The sequence below is a fragment of the Pseudonocardia sp. DR1-2 genome (genome assembly GCF_023717215.1).
GTDB classification, from domain to species: Bacteria; Actinomycetota; Actinomycetes; order Mycobacteriales; family Pseudonocardiaceae; genus Pseudonocardia; species Pseudonocardia alni.
Genome location: NZ_JAMQOF010000004.1, coordinates 417,321 through 440,292, shown reverse-complemented (window position 1 = coordinate 440,292; position 22,972 = coordinate 417,321). Strand labels below are relative to the sequence as shown.

General features: G+C 73.6%; 19 protein-coding genes. 17 read left to right on the top strand and 2 right to left on the bottom strand.

Translation table 11 applies throughout. The features are described 5' to 3' along the window. Window positions 1-97: 97 nt before the first annotated feature. The 7 genes from tig to ND486_RS14315 all read left to right on the top strand — a co-directional run bounded on the left by tig (window position 98) and on the right by ND486_RS14315 (window position 7,864). Window positions 98-1,543, top strand: a complete 1,446-nt coding sequence (gene tig, locus ND486_RS14345) for a trigger factor (protein ID WP_251784748.1) — start codon at window positions 98-100, stop codon at window positions 1,541-1,543. 295 nt (window positions 1,544-1,838) lie between these two features. Next, the gene (locus ND486_RS14340; RefSeq protein WP_062404398.1) at window positions 1,839-2,435 is read left to right on the top strand and encodes an ATP-dependent Clp protease proteolytic subunit; all 597 of its coding nucleotides are present in this window, start codon (window positions 1,839-1,841) and stop codon (window positions 2,433-2,435) included. Window positions 2,436-2,464: 29 nt separating this feature from the next. Continuing rightward, on the top strand, window positions 2,465-3,127 hold the full coding sequence (locus tag ND486_RS14335; RefSeq protein ID WP_062404399.1) for an ATP-dependent Clp protease proteolytic subunit: 663 nt from the start codon (window positions 2,465-2,467) through the stop codon (window positions 3,125-3,127). A 170-nt stretch (window positions 3,128-3,297) separates the two neighbouring features. Beyond that, entirely contained in the window at window positions 3,298-4,587 is a 1,290-nt protein-coding gene (gene clpX, locus ND486_RS14330; protein WP_020625701.1) for an ATP-dependent Clp protease ATP-binding subunit ClpX, read from the top strand. A gap of 134 nt (window positions 4,588-4,721) precedes the next feature. Beyond that, a complete protein-coding gene (locus ND486_RS14325; RefSeq protein WP_251784747.1) occupies window positions 4,722-6,110 on the top strand; it encodes an OFA family MFS transporter in 1,389 nt (462 codons plus the stop codon). Then, the gene (locus ND486_RS14320; RefSeq protein ID WP_157818505.1) at window positions 6,107-6,253 is read left to right on the top strand and encodes a hypothetical protein; all 147 of its coding nucleotides are present in this window, start codon (window positions 6,107-6,109) and stop codon (window positions 6,251-6,253) included. The genes ND486_RS14325 and ND486_RS14320 overlap by 4 nt, the downstream gene beginning before the upstream one ends. Window positions 6,254-6,319: 66 nt before the next feature. Then, complete coding sequence (locus ND486_RS14315) at window positions 6,320-7,864, top strand: alkaline phosphatase (protein WP_251784746.1); 1,545 nt, start codon at window positions 6,320-6,322, stop codon at window positions 7,862-7,864. A 234-nt stretch (window positions 7,865-8,098) separates the two neighbouring features. Here the strand turns inward: ND486_RS14315 and ND486_RS14310 are convergent, their stop codons facing one another. Together ND486_RS14310 and ND486_RS14305 are read right to left on the bottom strand one after the other, a co-directional pair. Continuing rightward, window positions 8,099-9,559 carry an MFS transporter gene (locus tag ND486_RS14310; protein ID WP_251784745.1) on the bottom strand — a complete coding sequence of 487 codons (1,461 nt, stop codon included), beginning with the start codon at window positions 9,557-9,559 and terminating at the stop codon, window positions 8,099-8,101. A 96-nt stretch (window positions 9,560-9,655) separates the two neighbouring features. Further along, window positions 9,656-10,078, bottom strand: coding sequence for a PPOX class F420-dependent oxidoreductase (locus ND486_RS14305; RefSeq protein WP_251784744.1), 423 nt, complete (start codon window positions 10,076-10,078; stop codon window positions 9,656-9,658). Between the two features lie 189 nt (window positions 10,079-10,267). Here ND486_RS14305 and ND486_RS14300 point away from each other — a divergent pair, with 189 nt between their 5' ends. The 10 genes from ND486_RS14300 to ND486_RS14255 all read left to right on the top strand — a co-directional run bounded on the left by ND486_RS14300 (window position 10,268) and on the right by ND486_RS14255 (window position 22,961). Further along, window positions 10,268-10,789: a hypothetical protein gene (locus ND486_RS14300; protein WP_251784743.1), complete on the top strand. Its 522-nt coding sequence runs from the start codon at window positions 10,268-10,270 to the stop codon at window positions 10,787-10,789. 45 nt (window positions 10,790-10,834) lie between these two features. Beyond that, a complete protein-coding gene (locus ND486_RS14295; RefSeq protein ID WP_251784742.1) occupies window positions 10,835-12,178 on the top strand; it encodes an acetamidase/formamidase family protein in 1,344 nt (447 codons plus the stop codon). 55 nt (window positions 12,179-12,233) lie between these two features. After that, window positions 12,234-14,870 carry a valine--tRNA ligase gene (locus ND486_RS14290; RefSeq protein ID WP_251784741.1) on the top strand — a complete coding sequence of 879 codons (2,637 nt, stop codon included), beginning with the start codon at window positions 12,234-12,236 and terminating at the stop codon, window positions 14,868-14,870. Between the two features lie 7 nt (window positions 14,871-14,877). Continuing rightward, complete coding sequence (locus ND486_RS14285) at window positions 14,878-16,515, top strand: folylpolyglutamate synthase/dihydrofolate synthase family protein (protein ID WP_374231410.1); 1,638 nt, start codon at window positions 14,878-14,880, stop codon at window positions 16,513-16,515. Further along, window positions 16,512-16,922 (top strand): DUF4233 domain-containing protein, encoded by a 411-nt coding sequence (locus ND486_RS14280; RefSeq protein ID WP_307799092.1) that lies wholly within the window; start codon window positions 16,512-16,514, stop codon window positions 16,920-16,922. Before ND486_RS14285 ends, ND486_RS14280 begins: the two co-directional genes overlap by 4 nt. 72 nt (window positions 16,923-16,994) lie before the next feature. After that, window positions 16,995-17,405: a nucleoside-diphosphate kinase gene (ndk, locus tag ND486_RS14275; RefSeq protein ID WP_062404405.1), complete on the top strand. Its 411-nt coding sequence runs from the start codon at window positions 16,995-16,997 to the stop codon at window positions 17,403-17,405. Then, window positions 17,402-17,926, top strand: a complete 525-nt coding sequence (locus ND486_RS29760; RefSeq protein WP_251784740.1) for a GNAT family N-acetyltransferase — start codon at window positions 17,402-17,404, stop codon at window positions 17,924-17,926. Before ndk ends, ND486_RS29760 begins: the two co-directional genes overlap by 4 nt. Before the next feature lie 77 nt (window positions 17,927-18,003). Beyond that, the gene (locus ND486_RS14265; protein WP_251784739.1) at window positions 18,004-18,780 is read left to right on the top strand and encodes a hypothetical protein; all 777 of its coding nucleotides are present in this window, start codon (window positions 18,004-18,006) and stop codon (window positions 18,778-18,780) included. 90 nt (window positions 18,781-18,870) lie between these two features. Further along, entirely contained in the window at window positions 18,871-19,749 is an 879-nt protein-coding gene (gene dapA, locus ND486_RS14260) for a 4-hydroxy-tetrahydrodipicolinate synthase (RefSeq protein ID WP_062401273.1), read from the top strand. After that, the gene (locus ND486_RS14255; RefSeq protein ID WP_285898756.1) at window positions 19,746-22,961 is read left to right on the top strand and encodes a carboxyl transferase domain-containing protein; all 3,216 of its coding nucleotides are present in this window, start codon (window positions 19,746-19,748) and stop codon (window positions 22,959-22,961) included. The genes dapA and ND486_RS14255 overlap by 4 nt, the downstream gene beginning before the upstream one ends. Window positions 22,962-22,972: the final 11 nt, after the last annotated feature.

Below are 22,972 nucleotides of genomic sequence, written 5' to 3'. Positions count from 1 at the left end.
AGCCGGGATCGTCCGGCGCCGGCGGGCGGGGCCACCGACCGGGGGCCGCGCGAGCCGCGGCCCGTTGCAGCACTCGTACCGCCCAAGGAGTTCCACCGTGAAGAGCACCGTCGAGCACCTCAGCCCGACGCGCGTCCGGATCAACGTCGAGGTGCCGTTCGACGAGCTCAAGCCCGACTTCGACCGCGCGTACAAGAAGATCGCCCAGCAGGTCCGCATCCCCGGCTTCCGCCCGGGCAAGGCGCCGGCCCGCATCCTGGAGGCCCGGATCGGCCGTGGCCCCGTCCTGGACGAGGTCGTGAACGCCGCGATCCCGGTGAAGTACCAGGAGGCCGTGGTGACGTCCGAGGACGTCAAGCCGATCGGCCGGCCCGACATCGAGGTCACCGAGATCGCCGACGGCGAGCGCATCGCGTTCACCGCCGAGGTCGACATCCGCCCCGAGATCACCCTCCCCGACCTGGACGGCCTGACCGTCGAGGTCGACGAGACCGAGGTGACCGAGGACGAGGTCACCGAGCAGCTCGACCAGCTGCGCGCCCGGTTCGGCACCCTGGCCGGTGTCGAGCGTCCCGCGCAGTCCGGTGACTACGTCCAGATCGACCTCTCCGCCGCCGTCGACGGCACGGAGATCGAGGAGGCCACCACCACCGGCTTCTCCTACGAGGTCGGCCAGGGCGGTCTCATCGACGGTATCGACGAGGCCCTCGAGGGCATGTCGGCCGGCGAGGAGAAGACCTTCACCTCGAAGCTGGTCGCCGGTGAGCACGCCGACAAGGACGCGGAGATCACCGTCAAGGTGACCACCGTGAAGGAGCGTCACCTCCCCGACGCCGACGACGAGTTCGCCCAGCTGGCCTCGGAGTTCGACACGCTCGACGAGCTGACCGAGAACCTGCGCGAGCGTCTGGGCCGGTCCAAGCGGATGGAGCAGGCCGCGCAGGCCCGTGACCGTCTCCTGGACAAGCTCGTCGAGGACACCGAGGTGCCGCTGCCGGAGTCGGTCGTCGCCGCCGAGGTCGAGACCCGCACCCACGACGCGGTGCACGCCTTCGACCACGACGAGGACAAGTTCGGCGAGTTCCTCTCCTCGCAGGACAAGACCCGCGAGCAGTTCGACACCGAGACGCGCGAGGAGGCCGAGAAGGCCGTCCGCTACCGCCTCGTGCTCGACACCCTGGCCGACCGCGAGGAGATCTCGGTCGGGGACCAGGAGCTCACCGAGCGGATCGTCTACCAGGCGCAGCAGTACGGCATGGCCCCGGAGCAGTTCGTCCAGCAGATCCAGCAGGCCGGCCAGCTCGGCGTGATCTACCAGGACGTCCGCCGCTCCAAGGCGCTGATCACCGCGGTGCGCTCCGCCACCGTCACCCTGCCGGGTGGCGAGGCCGTCGACCTGTCCGACCTGCTCGGGCCGGACGAGGACGAGACCACCGTCGAGGAGATCCCCGCGACCGACGTGGACGGTGCCGACGACACCGCCGACGACGCCGCGGACACCACCGCCGACGAGGTCTCCGACAAGGCCGACGCGAAGGCCTGATCGGCGGTCGTCGCGGGGTCCCGCACGACTCGTCGTGCGCTGTCGGCGAACATCGGGCGTCGTTCCCTACGCGGGGCATCCGCTCCGCGTAGGGTCGGCTCCGAACCGGTCCCCAACCGGACCGTGAACGGGTTCGCAAGACCCGACACCGGAGAACCGAGAGCGATCCAGAGGAAGACTCCGGGACCCTCTCCCGCGGCGTCCGCGCCACGGGGGCGGGCCCGACTTCGGAAAGCAGGGTGAAGTGAGCCAGCAGGACACCGGCCCGTCCGCGGGCCGCGGCACCGGGCCGCAGATGCGGTCCGGCATCAGCGCGATGTCGCTGTCCGACTCCGTGTACGACCGCCTGCTCCAGCAGCGCATCATCGTGCTCGGTCAGCAGGTGGACGCGGAGATCTCGAACCGCATCGCGGCGCAGATGCTGCTGCTCGCGGCCGAGGACCCGGACAAGGACATCGAGCTCTACATCAACTCGCCCGGTGGCTCGGTCACCGACGGCATGGCCATCTTCGACACGATGAACCTGATCCCGTGCGACGTGGCGACCACGGCGATGGGCATGGCCGCGTCGATGGGGCAGTTCCTGCTGTCGGCGGGCACCCCGGGCAAGCGCTCGGCGCTGCCGCACGCACGGATCATGATGCACCAGCCGTCCGCGGGCGTCGGTGGCACCGAAGCCGACATCACCATCCAGGCCGAGCAGTTCCGCCGCACCAAGCGGGAGATGGCGGAGCTGATCGCCCAGCACACCGGTCAGTCGGTCGAGACCATCGAGCGGGACTCCGACCGTGACCGCTGGTTCTCCGCGCCGGAGGCCAAGGACTACGGCTTCGTCGACCACGTCGTGACGCACGCCGGGCGGATCGGCGAGCAGAACGGGAGCGACAAGTGAGCACCTTCGACCCTCGCCACCCGGAGTCGATGACCGACCTGCGCGGCCCCGGCGGCTGGGCGCCGGACCCGGCCCGCTCCCGGTACGTGCTCCCGTCCTACGTGGAGCGCACCAGCTACGGGGTCAAGGAGTCGAACCCGTACAACAAGCTCTTCGAGGAGCGCATCATCTTCCTCGGTGAGCAGATCAACGACACCTCGGCGAACGACACCATGGCGCAGCTGCTGGTGCTCGAGTCGCTCGACCCGGACCGCGAGATCTCGCTGTACATCAACTCGCCGGGCGGGTCGTTCACGTCGCTGATGGCGATCTACGACACCATGCAGTTCATCCGTCCCGACATCCAGACCGTCTGCCTCGGGCAGGCGGCGTCGGCCGCGGCGGTGCTGCTGTGCGCGGGCACCCCGGGCCGCCGCATGGCGGTCGAGAACGCCCGCATCCTGATCCACCAGCCGGCCACGCAGGGCGTGTACGGCCAGGTGTCGGACCTGGAGATCCAGGCGGCGGAGATCTCCCGCATCCGCAAGCGGATGGAGGAGGTCATCGCGCGGCACTCGAACCGTTCCGCGGACCAGGTGCGCGAGGACATCGACCGGGACAAGATCCTGACGGCCGAGGAGGCCAAGGAGTACGGCCTGGTCGACGAGATCGTGCAGAGCCGCAAGCTGTCCGGTACCGCCGGCGGCAAGTGACACCCGGGTCACCGGCGGCCGGTTCCGGCCGCCGGTGACCGCCCGGCGACCCGCCGGGGAACCGGACACCGCTTCCGGTCCCCGTGCGGGCCGCGGGCAGGTACCGTCAACCCGCACGGGGCGACGGGCGCGACGCGAGAACGCCGGACCAGGACTGGGGATCGACACCTATGGCACGCATCGGCGACGGCGGGGACCTGCTCAAGTGCTCGTTCTGCGGGAAGAGCCAGAAGCAGGTCAAGAAGCTCATCGCCGGCCCCGGCGTCTACATCTGCGACGAGTGCATCGATCTCTGCAACGAGATCATCGAGGAGGAGCTGGCCGAGGCCGGTGAGGTCAAGCTCGACGAGCTGCCCAAGCCCACCGAGATCCACGAGTTCCTCGACCAGTACGTCGTCGGTCAGGCCACCACCAAGCGCACGCTGTCGGTGGCGGTCTACAACCACTACAAGCGCATCCAGGCGGGCGAGCGCAGCCGTGCCGCGGGCGGCGACGCCTCCGACGGCATCGAGATCGCCAAGTCGAACATCCTGATGCTCGGCCCCACCGGGTGCGGCAAGACCTACCTGGCGCAGACGCTGGCCAAGATGCTCAACGTCCCGTTCGCCATCGCCGACGCGACCGCCCTCACCGAGGCCGGCTACGTGGGCGAGGACGTCGAGAACATCCTGCTCAAGCTCATCCAGGCCGCCGACTACGACGTGAAGCGCGCCGAGACCGGCATCATCTACATCGACGAGGTCGACAAGATCGCGCGGAAGTCGGAGAACCCGTCGATCACCCGCGACGTGTCCGGCGAGGGTGTGCAGCAGGCGCTGCTGAAGATCCTCGAGGGCACCACCGCGAGCGTCCCGCCGCAGGGCGGCCGCAAGCACCCGCACCAGGAGTTCATCCAGATCGACACGACGAACGTCCTGTTCATCGTGGCCGGCGCCTTCGCCGGGCTGGAGCGGATCATCGGCGAGCGGGTCGGCCAGTCCGGTATCGGCTTCGGCGCCGACATCCGCTCGAAGAAGGACCTGGACTCCGCGGAGCGCTTCGCCGAGACGCTCCCCGAGGACCTGATCAAGTTCGGCCTGATCCCCGAGTTCATCGGCCGGCTGCCGATCGTCGCCTCGGTGACCTCGCTCGACAAGGACGCCCTGGTCAAGATCCTGACCGAGCCGCGGAACGCCCTGGTGAAGCAGTACCGCAAGCTGTTCGAGATGGACGGCGTGGAGCTGGAGTTCGCCGAGGACGCCCTCGACGCCGTCGCCGACCAGGCGATCCTGCGCGGCACCGGCGCCCGTGGCCTGCGGGCGATCATGGAGGAGGTGCTCCTCCCGGTCATGTACGACATCCCCAGCCGCGACGACGTGGCGAAGGTCGTGGTGACGGCACAGACGGTGAAGGACAACGTCAACCCGACGATCGTCCCGCGCCAGCCGCAGCGCCGGGAGCGGCGCGACCGCTCGGCCTGAGCCCGCCGCGAGATCCGACCCGACGCCGGTCCCACCTGCAGGTGGGACCGGCGTTGTCGTTTCGAGACCCGCTCGGGTTGCTGCACCCTTCCGCACTACTTAGCGTTGCTCCGTCAACTACGACGGAGGGCGCCATGTCCGGATTTCTCACGCGGGAGCGCATCGTTGCTCCACCCGGATGGAGCCGTTGGCTCGTCCCACCGGCCGCGCTGTCCATCCACCTGGCCATCGGCCAGGTCTACGCCTGGAGCGTCTTCAAGACCCCGCTGGCGAACGCGCTCGACCTGTCGGGCGTCGCCACTGCGCTGCCCTTCACGCTCGGCATCATCATGCTGGGCCTGTCCTCGGCGCTGTTCGGCACGAAGGTCGACAGCAACGGCCCGCGCTGGGCGATGGTCGTCGCGTCGAGCTGTTTCGTCGCCGGGTTCCTGATCTCGGGTCTCGGCCTCTACGCCGAGCAGTACTGGCTGGTCGTGCTGGGCTACGGCTTCGTCGGCGGCATCGGCCTGGGCATCGGCTACATCTCGCCGGTCTCCACACTGATCAAGTGGTTCCCGGACCGACCGGGCCTGTCCACCGGCCTGGCGATCATGGGCTTCGGTGGCGGCGCGCTCATCGCGACCCCGCTCACGAACTCGCTGCTGTCGGCGTTCGGCGGGTCCGGTGACGGGGCCACCTCGGCCGGCATCGGGTCCACGTTCCTCACGATGGGCCTGATCTACCTCGTCTTCATGTCGGTCGGCTGGATCCTCATCCGGGTGCCCGCCGAGGGCTGGACGCCGCCGGGCTGGGACCCGTCGACGGCCAAGAAGAGCGGGATGATCTCGACCGGCAACGTCTCGGCGAACAACGCGATCCGCACGCCGCAGTTCTGGCTGCTGTGGGTCGTGCTGTGCTTCAACGTCACCGCGGGCATCGGCATCCTGGAACGGGCCTCGCCGATCTTCCAGGACTTCTTCGCGGAGAACGGGGCCACGGCCACCCTCGCCGCGGCGGCGGGCGGGTTCGTCGCGATCCTGTCGCTGGCGAACTCGGCCGGGCGCATCGCCTGGTCGTCGCTGTCGGACGTGCTGGGTCGCAAGAACATGTACCGCATCTACCTGGGCGTCGGCGCGCTGCTGTACCTGCTGATCACGCTGATCCCGAACCAGTCGCGGGCGCTGTTCATCGTCGCCGCGGTGCTGATCCTGTCGTTCTACGGCGCCGGGTTCGCCACCGTCCCGGCGTACCTGCGGGACCTGTTCGGCACCTACCAGGTCGGCGCGATCCACGGCCGCCTGCTGACGGCGTGGTCCACCGCGGGCGTCCTCGGTCCGCTGATCGTCAACGCGATCGCCGACGCGCGGATCGACGCCGGTGTCGAGGGACCGGCCCGCTACACGACCGCGTTCATCATCATGATCGTGTTGCTGGTCATCGCGTTCGTCTGCAACGAGCTGATCCGCCCGGTCGACCGGAAGTTCCACGAGCCCACCGCTGCGGCGGCCGCGCCGGGCTCGGCACAGCAGAAGGAGACCGCGTGAGCAGCGTTGCCGAGACCGGCGGGTCGTCGACCTGGGGGCCGGTGCAGTGGATCGGGGCCGTCCTGGCCTGGGTGTGGGTCGGCGTCCCGTTCGCCTACGGGCTGTACGAGCTCGTCCTGAAGATCCCCGCCCTGTTCGGCTGAGTCTTCGCCCGCCGTTCACCCGTACGGTCCGGTTCATGGTCACTCGTCCGGGTTAGAACGGCGGGCGTGGCTCTCTCCCGACGCTCCCTGTTCCGCACCGCGGCCGCCGGCGGTCTCGCCGGCGCCGCGGCACTGGCCCTGCCCGGCACCGCACCGGCCGCGCCCGCACTCGTCCGCTCGGGGCGGCCCGTCCTCACCCACGGGGTGCAGGCCGGGGACGTCCGGCCGGGGTCGGGGCTGGTGTGGACGCGCGCCGACCGGCCGTCGCGGATGGTCGTGGAGGTCGCGGGCTCGCCGGACTTCCGGCGGGCGCTGCGGGTCCCCGGCCCGGTGCTGACCCCGGACACCGACCTCACCGGGAAGCTGCGGGTCCCGGCGACGCGGGGGCGGGTGCACTACCGCGTCGTCGCCGAGCCGCTCGACGGCGGTCCCGCGAGCGCGCCGCTGACCGGCTCCTTCCGGGCGGTCCCGGGGCGCGGCGAGCCGGTGCGGATCCAGTGGTCCGGCGACGTCGTCGGGCAGGGCTGGGGCATCGACCGCGCCACCGGCGGCATGCGGATCTTCTCCGCGATGGCCGACCGCGACCCCGACCTGTTCCTGCACTCCGGCGACACCGTCTACGCCGACGGCCCGCTCACCGAGACCGTCACGCTGCCCGACGGCCGGGTGTGGCGCAACGAGATGACGCCCGAGAAGGCGAAGGTCGCCGAGACCCTGACCGAGTTCCGCGGCCAGTTCGCCTACAACCTGCGCGACGACAACCTGCGCCGGTTCGCCGCCTCGGTCGGTCAGATCGTGCAGTGGGACGACCACGAGGTCACCAACAACTGGTACCCGGGGGAGATCCTCACCGGCGAGGTGGGGGAGCGCTACACCGAGAAGCGGGTGGACGTGCTCGCGGCCCGCGGGTTCCGCGCGTTCCACGAGTGGCAGCCGGTCGACCCACGCACCGCCGTCGACGGACGGGTGTACCGGCGGGTGCCGTTCGGCCCGCACGTCGAGGTGTTCGTGCTGGACATGCGCACCTATCGCAGCGCGAACTCCGCCAACACCGGCCGCGGCGAGCGGATCCTGGGGGAGGCCCAGGCCCGCTGGCTCGTCGACGCGCTCGCGTCGTCGCGGGCGACCTGGAAGATCGTCGCCTCGGACATGCCGATCGGCGTGCTGGTGCCCGACGGCGACACCGCCTGGGAGGCCGTGGCCAACGGGGTGCCCGGTCCGCCGAGCGGACGCGAGTCCGAGATCGCCGGGGTGCTGGCCGGGATTCGCCGGCGGAGGGTCCGCAACGTGGTCTGGGTGACCGCGGACGTGCACTACACCGCCGCCCACCACTACGCCCCGGAGCGCGCCGCGTTCACCGACTTCGACCCGTTCTGGGAGTTCGTGTCCGGCCCGCTGCACGCCGGTGCCTTCGGTCCGAACGAGCTCGACCCGACCTTCGGTCCGCGGGCGGAGTTCGTGCGCGGACCGTCCCGGCAGGGCGCGAGCCCGCTGGAGGGGTTCCAGCACTTCGGGGAGCTCGACGTCGCCCCCGACGGGACGACCCTGGAGGTCCACCTGCGCGACCAGGCCGGCGCCTCCCTCTGGACCACCACCCTGTGCCGGACCTGACGACCGCGTCCGCGGCCCCCGCGCCCGGAGCCCCCGTGGCGGTCACCGGCGGCCCGCCGCACCCCTGCGGGGGTCGTCGCACCCTCCGCGGCGGGTGCGACGACCCCGGCCGGGGTGCGACAGCTCCTCCGGCCGCGCCCACACCCTCCGGTGGGCACCCACACCTGTCGCGACGGGTGTGGGAGCCCGCCAGGGGGTGTGGATCCAGGGGACGGCCGGGTGCCCATGCCCGGGTCAGCGCCGGGGTGCGGAGTCCGGCTCCGCGGGGAGCCGGGCGGCGGTGCCCGGTCCGGGGACGGGGGTGGTGGTCACGGCCACGGCGGCCTCCGCGGCGGGGGTGACGGACCCGGTGGGCGCGGTCGCGTAGGCGGCGGACAGGCGACGGTAGGGGCGGCTCGCCAGGGCGGCCAGGGTCAGCACCACGCCCAGGGCGCCGCAGACCACGAACACCAGGGCGATCGCGCGGGCGGTGCCGGTGCCGAACCAGGAGCCGATCGCGGCCGCACCGGCGCCGCCGTCGCTCATGTAGGGAACCACCACCAGCTCGGTGAACGGGGCCAGCAGGAACGCGGTCAGCGGCGACGCGGCCTGCTCCACGCTCTGCGCGAACCCGAAGACCCGGCCCTGCCGCCCGTAGGGCACGACCCGCTGCAGCACGGTCTGCTCGGCGGCCTCGGCGAACGGCATGAGCAGCATGAACACCGCCATGCCGAGCGTGAGCAGCAGGATCGAGGCCTGCAGCGGGAACAGCATCGTCGAGGCCCAGAGCACGGCGTTGACCAGCAGCAACGACCGGACCGGGCGGCTGCCCAGCCCGATCCGGGCGACGAGGAGCCCGCCGACGATCACCCCGGCGGACAGCACGCCCCACAGCAGCCCCCAGGCCGCGACCGACATCATCGACAGGCCGTAGGGGTCCATCAGCGCCATGAACGCCCCGCCGAGCAGGTTGTTCACACAGGAGAACACGATCAGTGCGGGCAGCCCCGGCACACCCGCGACGAGCCGGACGGTGCCGCGCAGGTCGAGGCCGCCCCGCTCCTCGACGGTCACGGGGACGGCCGGGCCGGCCGGTGCGGGCGCGGCCGGGATCCGGACCCGTGCCAGGTGCACCAGCGACACGACCAGCACGACGAGGGCGGCGACGAGCACCGACCGCATCCCGTCCACCGCGACGAGCAGCCCGGACGCGACCGAGGTGACCAGGAAGCTCACCCCGGTCGCGGTCCCGACCAGTCCGTTGGCGCGGTCCCGGACCGCGGCCGGGACGAGCAGGGTGACCAGCGTCGGCAGCGCGATCGTGCGCAGGTTCCCGGCGATCACCCCCAGCATCAGCGCGACGACCAGCGTCCACAGCAACGGGCCCGTCGGGTCGCGGAACGCCCCGTCGGGGGCGAGCAGCAGCAGGGCCAGGCACAGCGCGTAGACCACGGCGGACACCGCCGCCGAGACCTGCATGACCGCGCGCTTGCCGAACCGGTCCACGACCCCGCCGAACGGGATCCCGGTCAGCGCCGTCGCCACCAGGAAGATCCCGGCGATGATGCCGGTCGCCGCGACCGACCCCGTCTCCAGGAACACCCAGAACGTCACGGCGAACCACACCGTGAAGTTCACGACCGACACGACCAGGGTGCTCACCAGCAGGTGCGCGAAGACCCGTTGCGTGCCGTGCCGGAGGTCGAGCTGCGTCATGGTCCACCGTCCTCTCGGGGTGATGGACCGACGCCGACGGCCGAACTCATCGCCCGCCGCGACGGTGGAGGATGAACCGGACTTCAGGTCAACCGATCACGCCGTCATGTCGAGGTGGGCGACCACCTTCGTCGGGCGGATCCGGACGACGAGCTCGCCGGGCACGCCGTTGCGCCGGCCGAACTCCTCGGCCCGGTCGGCGCCCATGTAGCGGCCTCCGAGCGCGGTCGCGGTGCGCAGGAGCTCCTCGGGGTCCGTGCTGATCTCGGCGACACCCTGCACCTGCACGAAGGCGTACGGCGGTGCGGGCAGGTCGGCGGTGAGCACGACCCGCGGGTCGCGGACGATCGCCCGTCCCTTCGCGGTGTCCGCCCCGGTGTCGAAGACGATCGTGTCGTCCTCGACGAGGAACCAGACCGGCGCGACGAGCGGGCGCCCGTCCTTCGCCGTCCAGCCGAGCATTCCGGTACGGGTGCCGTGGTTCAGGAACTCGACGACCTCGGGTGAGAGAACGGGCATGTCGCCGAGCCTAGGCCGGGAACCCGCCCGACCACCCGGGCGACACCGGGTCGTGTCCGCCCGGACCGGCCGTGACCACACGCGCCCACCGCCGGGCCGTGCCGGCAGGCAGCCGTAGCCGCCGCCCGGCGGTCCCGCGGACCCGCCCGGGGGTGCCGCGCCGCGCGCCGCCGGGGGAGGGTGTCCGCCATGGACGAGCTCACACCCGGCACCCTGCTCGGCCGCCAGGTCGACGGTGTCACGTGCGGACCCTCGGTGCTGGTGGTGACCGCGGTGCTGGCCGGCTCGGGGTGGCCCGGCGTGGTGGCGGACCGGTTCGCCGCCGCCCAGCGGACCGCGCACCGCCAGGCCAACCGGCTCTGGCCGCGCGCCCTGGGGACGACGCCGTGGGGGATGCGGGCGTGGCTGCGCCGGCACGCACCCGCCGCGGGACCGTTCCGGATCCGCCCGGCGACCCGCGACGCGCTCGCCGCGGTGCCCGCCGCCGTCGGCCCGGTTCCGCTGCTGGTCGGGTCCCGGTGGCTGCCGCGGCACTGGGTGCTGGTCCTGGGCGTCGACGCCGACGGCCGGTGGCGCGTCTACGAGCCCGGCTCCGGCCGGGTGCGGGCGTTCGACCCGGCGTTGCTCCGGCGGGGCGACCCGGCGGCCGTCGGCGGGGTGCTGGGGTGGCCGCGGCCGTGGTGCCTGCTGCTGCCCGCGGGCCGGGCGTAAACGAGCGGTGATCCGGACGTAACGGACGCGGGTGAGGGTGGGGACATGGCTCCCCCCGATCCCCGCCCGCTGCTCGCCGCGCTCGGCCGGCGCGACTTCCTCCGCGCGGCCGCCGCCGTCACCGCGGCCGGAGGGCTGGCCGGCTGCGGCACGTCCGCCGCCCCCGGGTCCGTCGCGGCGGCGCTGCCGGACGGTCCGCTGCAGCCCGGTGCGGGCGACATCCCCGGCGACCACTACCTCGGGTCCGACCCGGCCGACGTGCGCTGGGGTTACGTCCCGGCGATCGGGGCCGCGCCGGTGCTGACGATGCGGTCGGGGCAGACGGTCACCATCGACACCGTCTCCCACGAGGGCATCCTGGAGGACCAGGGCCGGGACCCGGTCGCCTGGTTCGGGCGCCACGGGGTGGCGGCCGACGGTGTGCTCTCCGACGCCGTCGCGGTCGCCCGGGACTACCGGCGCACGCCGCGCGACTTCGACGCCGACGGCCCGCACGTCATCACCGGGCCGGTGTTCGTCGAGGGGGCGCGCCCCGGCGACGTCCTGAAGGTCGAGACCCTGTCCGCGGTGCCCCGGGTGCCCTACGGCGTCGTCTCCAGCAGGCACGGGAAGGGGGCGCTCGGGCGCACCGCGTCCGGCGCGCCGCCCGCCGGGATCGCCCTCGACGAGGTCATGCCGCCGCCGGCCACCGACGGGCGTGCCACCGGTGACCCCGGGCGCTACGGCAACGTCTCGGTCTTCACCCCGGTCCGCGACGGGGCGGACGGCCCCGAGGCCCACCTGGCGTTCGGCGAGGGGCAGGAGGTGTCGTTCGGGCTGCGGCCCTTCATGGGCACCATGGGGGTGGCCCACGTCGCGGCGGACGCCGAGAACGCCGCCGAGCTGAACTCGATCCCGCCGACCCTGGGCGGTGGCAACATCGACATCCGCCTGCTCGGCCCGGACTCGGCGTTCTACCTGCCCGTCCGCGCGGAGGGGGCGCTGTTCCACGTCGGCGACCCGCACCTGGCGATGGGCGACGGGGAGGTCGCCCTGACCGCGCTGGAGGGCTCCCTGCGCGCCACGTTCCGGCTCACCGTGTGCCGGCCGGGGGAGGGCACGGCGCCGTCGGTGGCCTTCGGCTACCCCTTCGGCGAGACCCCGGACGCCTGGGTGCCGATCGGGCTCTCCGACCCGGACGGGAGCATCGGCGGCCAGGGGACCGACCTCGACGTCGCGATGCGCCGGGCCGTGGTCAACGCACTCGACTTCCTGCAGGAGGACCGGGGGATGGACCGGGCGACGGCCTACGCCTACCTCTCCGCGGCGGCGGACTTCGCGGTCTCCCAGGTGGTGGACCGGACCGTCGGGGTGCACGGGGTCATCCCCAAGGCGCACTTCCGGTCCTGAGCGCACGGGTCCGGGGCCCGGGAATCGTGTCGGTGTCGACTCGTAGACTTGACATGTGACCGAGACCCTGCCAGCGCGTACCGCCGACCTGCCCGCCAAGTGGACCCCGGGCGAGGTAGAGGGCGACATGTACCGCCGCTGGGTCGACGCCGGGTACTTCCGGGCCGACCCGTCGTCGGACGCCGACCCGTTCTGCATCGTCATCCCGCCGCCGAACGTCACCGGCAGCCTGCACCTGGGCCACGCGATGGACCACACGCTCATCGACGTGCTGACCCGGCGCGCCCGCATGCAGGGCCGTGACGCGCTGTGGCTGCCCGGCATGGACCACGCCGGGATCGCGACCCAGTCGGTCGTGGAGCGGCGGATGGCCGCCGCGGGCGAGCCCGACCGGCACGCGATCGGCCGCGCGGCGTTCGTGGAGAAGGTCTGGGAGTGGAAGGCCGAGTCCGGCGGCTCGATCCTCGGGCAGATGGAGCGCCTGGGCGACGGCGTCGACTGGTCCCGCGAGCGCTTCACCCTCGACGAGGGCCTGTCCCGGGCCGTCGCCACCGTCTTCAAGAAGATGTTCGACGACGGACTGATCTACCGGGCCGAGCGCCTGGTCAACTGGTCCCCGGCGCTGCGCTCGGCGATCTCCGACATCGAGGTCGACCACATCGAGACCGAGGGCGAGCTGGTCTCGATGCGCTACGGCGACGGGGACGCCTCGCTCGTCGTCGCGACCACCCGGGTCGAGACGATGCTCGGTGACACCGCGGTCGCCGTCCACCCCGACGACGAGCGGTACGCGCACCTGGTCGGCACCGAGATCGAGATGCCGATCACCGGCCGTCGGATCCCGGTCGTCGCCGACGACTACGTCGACCCCGAGTTCGGCTCGGGCGCCGTCAAGATCACCCCGGCGCACGACCCGAACGACTTCGAGCTGGGCCGCCGCCACGACCTGCCGATGCCGACGATCATGGACGAGGCCGGCACCATCGCCGGGACCGGCACCCGCTTCGACGGCATGGACCGCTTCGAGGCGCGCGTCGCGATCCGCGAGGAGCTGCGCGCGCAGGGCCGGATCGTCGCCGAGAAGCGCCCCTACCTGCACTCGGTCGGGCACGACTCGCGCACCGGCGTCCCGATCGAGCCGCGGCTGAGCCTGCAGTGGTTCGTCAAGGTCGAGCCGCTCGCCCGGTCCGCGGGCGACGCCGTCCGCTCCGGCGAGACCGTCCTGCACCCGAAGGAGCAGGCCAAGCGGTATTTCGACTGGGTCGACAACATGCACGACTGGACCATCAGCCGTCAGCTCTGGTGGGGGCACCGCATCCCGGTCTGGTACGGCCCGGACGGCGAGGTCGTCTGCGTCGGACCGGACGAGCAGCCGCCGTCGGGGGAGGGCTGGCGTCAGGACCCCGACGTCCTCGACACCTGGTTCTCCTCCGGGCTGTGGCCGTTCTCCACGCTCGGCTGGCCGGACGAGACCCCGGACCTGGAGCGCTACTACCCGAACTCGGTCCTGGTCACCGGCTACGACATCCTGTTCTTCTGGGTCGTCCGGATGATGATGTTCGGGACCTACGTGATGGGGAAGGCCCCGTTCCGCGACGTCTACCTGCACGGGCTCATCCGCGACGAGCACGGCAAGAAGATGTCGAAGTCCAAGGGCAACGTCATCGACCCGTTGGCGCTGATCGACTCCTACGGCGCGGACGCGCTCCGGTTCACCATCGCCCGCGGCTCCAACCCCGGCACCGACATGTCGCTGTCGGAGGAGTGGGTCGCCGGGTCCCGGAACTTCACCACGAAGCTCTGGAACATCACCCGGTTCGCCCTGGCCAAGGGCGCGGACGCGAGCCTGCCGCTGCCCGCGGACGCCGACCGGACCGACGCCGACCGCTGGATCCTGGGCCGGCTCGCGGAGGTCCGCGCGCAGACCGACGAGTTGCTCGACGGCTACCAGTTCGCCAAGGCGACCGAGGGGCTCTACCACTTCGCCTGGGACGAGCTGGCCGACTGGTACGTCGAGCTCTGCAAGACCCAGCTCGACGACCCGGCCACCGAGCCGGGCACCCGGGCCGTCCTCGGGCACGTCCTCGACGCGCTGCTGCGGATGCTGCACCCGATCGCGCCGTTCGTCACCGAGGCGCTGTGGACCGCGCTGACCGGCGGCGAGACCGTCGTGACCGCGGCCTGGCCGACGGCCGAGGGCACCGGCGCGCCGGTCGACGCGGCCGCCACGGCCCGGGTCACCGACGCGCAGAAGGTCATCACCGAGGTCCGCCGGTTCCGCACCGAGCAGGGGCTGCCCGACCGCAAGGCCGTCGCCGCCCGCCTCACCGGCCTCGACGCCGCCGGGCTGGCCGCGCACGAGCGCGCGCTGCGCTTCCTCAACCGGCTCGACCCGGCCGGTGACGACTTCGCCGCCACCGCGAGCTTCGAGGTCGCCACCTCCGGCGGTCCGGTCACCGTCGAGCTGGACACCTCGGGGGCGATCGACGTCGCCGCCGAGCGGGCCCGGCTCGGTAAGGACCTCGCCGTCGCCGAGAAGGAGCGCGACCAGGCGGACAAGAAGCTGACCAACCCCAAGTTCACCGAGAAGGCACCGGCCGAGGTCGTCGACGGGATCCGTGCCCGGCACGCGACCGCCGTCGCCGACATCGACCGCATCACCGCGCGGCTCGCCGCGCTCCCGGAGGCCTGATCCCGCCGTGGCGAAGGAGTACGACGAGTTCGACGACTTCACCGAGGCCGACTCGCCGACCTACGGCGGCGACCGGTGGGCCGAGGGCGGGTTCGGCGACTCGCCCGACGGTGAGCCGTCCGGCGGCGACGCCGAACAGCAGCAGGACGACGAGCCCGGTGGCGAGGACCGCTCCGAGGACCCCGAGGCGTCCGCCGCGGCACCGGAGGACACCCAGGAGGCCCTGATCGCGGCCGTCCTGGACGAGATCCGCGGCGGGGGAGACCCCGACGTCGTCCCGGCCCAGTCCACGGTGACCGGCTACGCCGAGTTCCTCGCCGTCGACGCGGCGCTGGACCGGCGCTGGCCGGAGTCGGTGATGGAGCCGTCGCTGGAGCGCATGCAGGCGCTGTGCGACGCGCTGGGCGACCCGCAGCGCGGCTACCCGGTCGTGCACCTGACCGGCACCAACGGCAAGACCTCCACCTCCCGGATGGTCGACGCGCTGCTCACCGAGATCGGGCTGCGGACCGGGCGCTACACCAGCCCGCACCTGCAGCGCGCCACCGAGCGGATCAACCTGGACAACCGCCCGGTCACCCCCGAGCGCTACGTCGCGGCCTACCGCGAGGTCGAGCCGCTGGTCGAGCTCGTCGACGCCGAGCGCGGCGACGCGCCCGCGCTGAGCAAGTTCGAGGTGCTCACCGCGATGGCCTTCGCGGCGTTCTCCGACGCCCCGGTCGAGGCCGCGGTCGTCGAGGTCGGGCTCGGCGGGCGCTGGGACGCCACGAACGTCGCCGACGGGAACGTGGCGGTGGTCCTGCCGGTCGGGCTCGACCACGCCGAGTACCTCGGTGACGACATCACCGACATCGCCCGCGAGAAGGCCGGGATCATCAAGGAGGGGTCGGTCGCCGTCCTCGCGGCCCAGGACAAGCGGGTCGCCGAGGTCCTCCTGGAGCGCTGCGCCGAGGTCGGCGCACAGGTCGCCCGGGAGGGCGCCGAGTTCGGCGTCGTGGAGCGGGAGCTCGCCGTCGGCGGGCAGCGCCTGGAGCTGCAGGGCCTGTCCGGCCGCTACGACGAGATCTTCCTGCCGCTGCACGGCGAGCACCAGGCGTCGAACGCGGCGGTCGCACTGGCCGCGGCCGAGGCACTCGTCGGCGCCGGCACCGCGCAGCCCCTCGACCCCGACGCGGTCCGCGCCGCGTTCGCCTCGGTCCGCTCACCCGGGCGGCTCGAGCCCGTCGAGGGCGGGCCGGACCGGCCGACCGTGCTGCTCGACGCCGCGCACAACCCGGCCGGCGCCACCGCACTCGCGGGCGCGCTGGGCTCGGAGTTCCGCTTCACCCGGCTCGTCGGCGTGATCGGGGTGCTGCAGGGCAAGGACGCCCGCGGCATCCTGGAGGGGCTGCAGCCGGCGCTGCACGAGGTCGTCGTCACCACCAACTCCTCGCCCCGCGCGATGGACCCCGACGAGCTCGGCGCGCTCGCCGCCGAGGTGTTCGGCTCCGAGCGGGTCAGTGTCGAGCCGTCGCTGGCCGAGGCCGTCGAGCAGGCCCGTGAGATCGCCGAGGAGGCGGGCGGGTCCGGGGTCGGCGTCGTCGTCACCGGGTCGGTCGTCACCGTCGGCGAGGCGCGGGCGCTGTTCGGGAAGGAACCGGAGTGAGCGACGTGCCGGGTGTGCCGGAGGGTGTGCGGCCGCCGCCCACCGACCCCATGAAGGGTGCCCGCGGTGTGTTCGCCGCGACGCTGATCTTGGAGGCGATCGTCGTCCTCCTGGCGCTGCTGGTGCTCCCGCGCTTCGGCACCGGGTCGACCGCGCTCGGCTTCGGGGTGGTGGCGGGCATCGCCGTCGCCATGATCCTGGCGTCCGGGGTGCAGCGGCGGCCGTGGGGGCTCACCGCGGCGCTGGTGCTGCAGGGGGCGCTGCTCGTCGCGGCGCTGGTGTTCCTGTCCTCGCTGGTCGTGGTCGCGGTGGTGTTCATCCTCGTGTGGGCGGTCCTGGTCTGGATGCGGCGCGAGGTGGCCCGCCGGATGGCGGCGGGGACGCTGCCGTCGCAGCAGCAGGACTGACACACGGCGGTCCGGGCGCACTCGTGACGGTGGGTGCCGGACCCCCGGTGGGTCGTCGCTACCCTGTCGCGCGTGACTGAACGCACTCTCGTCCTGGTCAAGCCCGACGGCGTCGCGCGCAAGCTCGTCGGTGAGGTCGTCTCGCGCATCGAGCGCAAGGGCCTCGGCCTGGTGGCCCTCGACCTGCGCACGGTGGACCGTGAGCTGGCCGCCCAGCACTACGCCGAGCACGACGGCAAGCCCTTCTTCGAGGAGCTGCTGTCGTTCATCACCTCCGGCCCGGTCCTGGCCGCGGTCGTCGAGGGCCCCCGCGCCATCGCCGCCTGGCGGCAGATCGCCGGCGGCACCGACCCGGTGGAGAAGGCCACCCCCGGCAGCATCCGTGGCGACCTCGCCCTGGAGACCGGTTCCAACCTGGTGCACGGCTCGGACTCCCCGGAGTCGGCCGACCGGGAGATCAAGCTCTGGTTCCCGAACCTGTGACCGCAGGCGTCCCGGCCGTCCGCCGGGTCGTCGACCCCCACCCCGGCGCCGCCGCCGCGCTCGGTGATCTCTGGATCGCCGTGACCGAGGCCGGCGGCGCCGTGGACTTCGTGCCCGGCGCCGACCCGGACGAGGTCCGCGCGCTGGCGGTCGAGACCGTCGACGCCGCCCGGTCCGGCGCGTCCCTGATGTTCGTGCTGGGGGAGGACACCGCCCCGCTGGGCACGGTCTTCCTGGTCCCGGGCACCGGCATCGCCGCGCACCGCGCCGACGTGCAGCGCCTCATGGTCCGTCCGGACCTGCAGGGACGTGGTCTCGGTACGGTCCTGCTCGACGCCGCCGTCGCCCACGCCCGGGAGACGGGCCTGGCGATGCTGACCCTCGGCGCCCGCGGCGGCACCCCGCTGCCCGCGTTCTACGCCGCCCGCGGCTTCGTCGAGTACGGCAGGCTGCCCGGCGGGGTGCTGCTCTCCCCGGAGGACGCGCGCGACGTCCACCTGTTCTTCCTGCCGCTCGGCTGACCCCCGGCCCGCGGGAAGATCGATTCCCCCCGACGGCCGGATGGCAGAGGCCGTCCCCGCGGTCCACCATGTGGGCCATGACCGTGCTCACCCCGCGCCCGACGACCGCGGACCTGGTCCGTGGAGTCGTCGTGGCGGTCCTGGCGATCCTGCAGGTGCTCGTGTCGGCGTTCGGGGGGTCGGGGATCGGCGCCGTCGCGCGCGACTACGACACCCCGCTGCTGGCCGCGGGCTGGGCGTTCTCGATCTGGGGGCTGATCTACCTGGGCGTGCTGGTCTACGCCGGCTACGCCCTGATGCCCGGCCAGCGCGGCCGCGAGGTGCACCGCCGCGTCGGCTGGTGGGTCGCGGCGACCGCCGTGCTCAACCCGCTGTGGATCGCGGCCTTCTCGAACCGCTGGGTGGTCACCGCCGAGGTGCTGCTGGTCCTGCTCGTCGTCGCGCTCGGTGTCGTCTACGGCCGGCTGTCCCGCGGCGTCGCCGACGGCTGGGCGGAACGGCTGGCGATGCGGCTGCCGCTGGCCATCTACCTCGGCTGGTCCTCGGCGGCGCTGGTGCTGGGTCTGATGGCGGCCGGCGTCGCGGTCGGGCTGCCGTCCGACGGGGTGCTCCCGCAGGTCGCGGCCATCCTGCTGCTCGTGATCCTCACCGCGGTCGTGCTGTCGGTCGTCGGTTCCACCGCCGGGTTCGCGGGCTTCGCCGGAGCGCTGTGCTGGGCGCTGATCGGCATCGTGGCGGGCGACCGGCCGATCGCCGTCACCCTCGTCGCGACGGTCGCGGCCGGGGCGATCGCGGTGCAGGCGGTGCGCCGGATCACGCGGTCGGTCCAGCCCGCCCGGCTGGCCCTGGGCTGAGCCGGCGGCTGAGAGGAAACCCGCACCGGGACGTCGGTCCCGCTTGCTACGGTCGCACCGGCAGGAGCAGCGGTACCAGGGAGGCCCGGCATGATCACCGGAAGCATCGTCGCGATCGTGACCCCGATGCACGACAGCGGCGAGGTCGACCACACGGCCCTCGGCGAGCTCGTCGAGCGGCAGGTCGACGCGGGCACCGCGGCGATCGTCTCGGTCGGCACGACCGGCGAGTCGTCCACGCTGTCGGTGCTCGAGCACACCGAGGTCATGCGGCGCACCATCGAGGTCGCGAACGGCCGGGTCCCGGTCATCGCCGGCACCGGGGCGAACTCCACCGACGAGGCGATCCACCTGACCCGCGCCGCGCGGGCGGCCGGCGCCGACGGCGCGCTGCTCGTGACGCCGTACTACAACAAGCCCCCGCAGGAGGGCCTCTACCAGCACTTCAAGCGGATCGCCGAGACCGTCGACATCCCGCAGTACCTCTACAACGTCCCGGGCCGCACGGCCTGCGACATGCTGCCGTCGACGGTGGCCCGGCTGGCGGAGATCCCGAACATCGTCGGTCTCAAGGAGGCCAAGGGCGACCTGGACCGGGTCCGCGAGCTCGTCGCGCTGGGCCTGGACGACTTCGCGCTGTACTCCGGTGACGACGGCACCGCCCGCGCGTCGATGCTCGCCGGGTTCCACGGCGACATCTCGGTGACCGCGAACGTCGCCCCCGAGACGATGGCCCGGATGTGCAAGGCCGCCGTCGCCGGTGACGCCGAGACCGCCTCCGCGCTCGACGCCGACCTCGCGGGCCTGCACGCGGCGCTGTTCTCCGAGCCGAACCCGATCCCGGTGAAGTGGGCACTGGCCGAGCTGGGGCTCATGCCCGGCGGGATCCGGCTGCCGCTGGTGCCGCTGGACGAGTGGCACCACGAGGACGTCCGCGCCGCGCTGCGGGCCGCGGGCCTGCTGTCCTGAGCCCCGCGCTCCCCGGGGCGCTGCTCGTCGCCAACCGCGCCGAGATCGCGGTCCGGATCATGGAGACGGCGTCGGCGCTGGGCGTGCGCACGGTCGCCGTGCACGCGGCCGACGACGCCGCCTGCGCGCACGTCGCCCGCGCCGACGCCGCCGTCGCGCTGCCCGGCACCGGCGCCGCCGCCTATCTCGACGTCGACGCGCTGGTGCGGGCCGCCGTCGACGGCGGGGCCGGTGCGCTGCACCCCGGCTACGGGTTCGCCTCCGAGAGCCCGGCGCTGGCCCGGGCCTGCGCGGACGCCGGCGTGGTGTTCGTCGGGCCGTCGCCGCGCACGCTGGAGCTGTTCGGGGACAAGGCCGCCGCCCGCGACCACGCGGGCGCGCTCGGCGTACCGGTCCTGGAGGCCGTCGAACCCGCCGACGGCGCCGCGCTGCTGTCCCGCCTCGGCCCCGGCGGCGCCGTCATGGTCAAGGCCCGCTCCGGCGGCGGCGGGCGCGGGATGCGCCCGGTCACCGACCCGGCCGACCTCGACGACGCCGTCCGCCGCTGCTCGTCCGAGGCGCTCGCCGCGTTCGGCGACGGCGCGGTGCAGGTCGAACGCCTCCTGCCGGCCGCCCGGCACGTCGAGGTGCAGGTCCTCGGTGACGGCACCGGCGCCGTCGTGCTGGGGGACCGGGACTGCTCCGCGCAGCGCCGACGGCAGAAGCTCGTCGAGATCGCGCCCGCCCCCGCCGTGCCCGCCCCGGTGCGCACACGGCTGCACGAGGCCGCGCTGCGCCTGTGCGACGGCTACCGCGGCCTCGCCACCGTCGAGTTCCTGCTCGCCGGGCAGGAGATCGCTTTCCTGGAGGTCAACCCGCGGATCCAGGTCGAGCACACCGTCACCGAGGAGACCACCGGCCTCGACCTCGTCGAGCTGGGGCTGCGGGTCGCCTACGGCGCCCGGCTCGCCGACCTCGGCCTCGTCGCCCCGCCCGCGCCGCGCGGGGCCGCGGTGCAGGCCCGGGTGACGACCGAGACCGTCGGGCAGGACGGGACCCTCGTCCCGGCCGCCGGGACCCTGACCCGCTTCCAGCCGCCCGCCGGGCGCGGGGTCCGCGTCGACACCCACGGCTACGCCGGGTACCGGGTCGGGCCGCGCTACGACCCGCTGCTGGCCAAGGTCGTCGCCCGCGGGGCGACGCCGGAGGCCGCGGCCGCCGCCACCCGGCGTGCCCTCGCCGGGTTCGACGTGGCCGGCGTCGCGGTCACCCTGGGGCTGCTGCAGGCCGTCCTCGCCCGCCCCGAGCTGGTCGACGGGACCCTGGACACCACCTTCGTCGACCGGCACCTGGCCGAGCTGGCCGCGGCGCCCCGCGAGACCGTGCTTCCCGCGACCGGTGCGCCGGCGCCCGGTGCGCCCGCGGCCGGTGACGCCGCCGGGAACGGATCGGCGCCGGGCCCGGCGGTCGAGGTCCCCGCGGACCGGACCGCCGTGCGCGCGTCCCGGCCCGGCGTCGTCGTGGCGCTGCCCACCCCGGCCGGGCAGGTCGTCGCCGCGGGCGGCGAGGTCGTCGTCCTCGAGTCGATGAAGATGGAGCACCCGGTCACCGCGGAGCGGCCGGCCCGGGTGGAGACGGTCGTCGTCGCCGTCGGCGACGCGGTCGAGGCGGGGGAGCTGCTCGCCGTCCTCGCCGACGCCGACGCCGCGGACGCCCCCGGCCGTACCGAGGACCTCGACCCCGACCGGATCCGGCCCGACCTGGCCGAGGTCCGCGACCGCCGCCACGGCGGGCTCGACGCCGGCCGGCCCGCCGCCGTCGCACGCCGGCGGTCGGCGGGGCGGCGCACCGCCCGGGAGAACGTCGCCGACCTGCTCGACCCCGACAGCCTCGTCGAGTACGGCGCGCTGACCCTGGCGGCGCAGCGGGCCCGTCGCAGCACCGCCGAGCTCGTCGCCCGCACCCCCGCCGACGGGATCGTCACCGGCACCGGGACCGTCGGCGGACGCCCGGTCGCCGTGCTGGCCTACGACTACACCGTGCTCGCCGGCACCCAGGGCGTGCTCAACCACCGCAAGACCGACCGGCTCCTCGAGCTCGCCGAACGCGACCGGCTGCCGGTCGTCGTGTTCGCCGAGGGCGGCGGCGGCCGGCCGGGGGACACCGACACCTCCGCCGTCACCCAGCTCGACGTGCCGACCTTCCGGCTGTTCGCCCGCCTGCGCGACCGGGTCCCGACCGTCGCGGTCGTCGCCGGCTACTGCTTCGCCGGCAACGCGGCCCTGGCCGGGGCCTGCGAGCTGATCGTCGCGACCGAGGGCAGCAGCCTGGGCATGGGCGGCCCGGCGATGATCGAGGGCGGCGGGCTCGGCGTCGTCGCACCCGGTGACGTCGGACCGATGCCGGTGCAGTGGGCGAACGGCGTGGTCGACCTGCTCGTGCCCGACGACCGGGCCGCGGCCGCCGCGGCCCGCCGGTACCTGCGTCACGTCGCCGGGGACCCGGTGGCCGGCGGGCACGCCGACCAGCGGATGCTGCGCCACCTCGTCCCGGAGAACCGGCTGCGCGCCTACGACGTCCGCCGCGTCGTCGACACCCTGTGCGACACCGGCTCCGTCGTCGAGCTGCGTGGCGGGTTCGGCGCGGGGATGGTCACCGCACTGGCCCGGCTCGACGGCCGCGCCGTCGGCGTGATCGCCAACGACCCCGAGCACCTCGGTGGCGCGATCGACGGCGACGCCGCGGACAAGGCCACCGCGTTCCTGACGCTGTGCCAGGCCCGCGGGCTGCCGGTCGTGTCGCTGTGCGACACCCCGGGGTTCATGGTCGGCCCGGACGCCGAGCGCACCGCGACCGTCCGCCGGTTCGGGGCGATGTTCGTCGCCGGCGCACGGCTGACGGTGCCGCTGGTGACGGTCGTGCTGCGCAAGGGCTACGGCCTCGGCGCGATGGCGATGGCCGGCGGTGACCTGCACGCACCGGTGCTGACCGTGGCCTGGCCCACCGGCGAGTTCGGCGGGATGGGGCTGGAGGGCGCGGTCCGCCTCGGCTTCCGCGACGAGCTGGCCGCGATCACCGACGAGACCGCGCGGCGGGCCCGCTACGACGAGCTCGTCGCCGGGTACTACGAGCGCGGCAAGGCGCTCGGCGTGGCGACCGTGTTCGAGATCGACGACGTCATCGACCCCGCCGACACCCGGGCCGTCGTCTCCCGCGCGCTGCGCGGGCGCTGACCGGCGCCGGT